The sequence below is a fragment of the Legionella qingyii genome, from assembly GCF_003184185.1.
Window position 1 is genome coordinate 2,358 of record NZ_QHJG01000070.1, and the last position, 835, is coordinate 3,192.

Below are 835 nucleotides of genomic sequence, written 5' to 3' on the forward strand. Positions count from 1 at the left end.
TTCCTCAGCCATCTTTTTCATCGTGAGAGTCAATTCACTAATTTGCTTTTTGAGTGATTCGAGTTCAGTTTGTTGGACTGTTAATGCATTATCAGCTGCAGCTTCTGTAAACGATTCATCCACAATTCCAGTTATATCTACTGGTTTTTGTATCGCAGAAGTTTTTTTTGGGCGACCATCTATAAGCAATACAATCATGATGGCCAGAATAAGCAAAACTCCACTTCCCACCATGATTAATGTACGAAGTTGGCGGCTTTTAACCATTGTATTGAGTTGCCAATTAGCCATGATCCACTCCTGCAACACGGTAAAGCATGGTACGTTCGCGAGGATTAATTGTGGGCTTCGAAAATTTAATCGCTAGAGTATCCTTCTTTGCAAACCATTCTTGAGATAACTCTAAAGGCTCTTTACCCCCGTTATAGAGTTCAATGGTTTCTCCTTTAAGAAACTTCCCATCCCAAGACTCTTTAGGTAACAGTGTTAAACCTCTTTCCCAACGCTGGGCTTTGCCAAATTGACGCGTTACAACCACATCAGTAAACGGTTTGTGATTCTCCATATGAGTAAGCATTGCAAGAATTGCTTCTGGAATAGCTTCATGAGTCCCAACTACCTGACTGGCTTTCGTTTGACGAGGTGTTACTTTTACAGGTAGTGGCTGTTGCGGAATGAGTTCAATTGTTTTACCTAATGACTCCTCACTATTTAAAGTTACCGAAAAATGACGACCTGCTTCAGTAGTCAAAAACAAGGTAAACGGATTAGTTGCTGCCAACATGATATAAACTGATCCATCCTGCTCATCACGTTTAATCGCCATCGCCTTTTC

General features: G+C 40.7%; 1 protein-coding gene and 1 pseudogene. Both read right to left on the bottom strand.

The window, feature by feature from the left end; genetic code table 11:
• Positions 1-291 (bottom strand): annotated as a pseudogene (locus tag DGG96_RS21280) (TrbI/VirB10 family protein); the annotation flags it as partial.
• Positions 284-835, bottom strand: a 552-nt coding sequence (gene traK, locus DGG96_RS20380) for a type-F conjugative transfer system secretin TraK (protein WP_110144295.1), incomplete at its 5' end; no start/stop codon positions are given. The gene traK and the pseudogene DGG96_RS21280, both read right to left, overlap by 8 nt.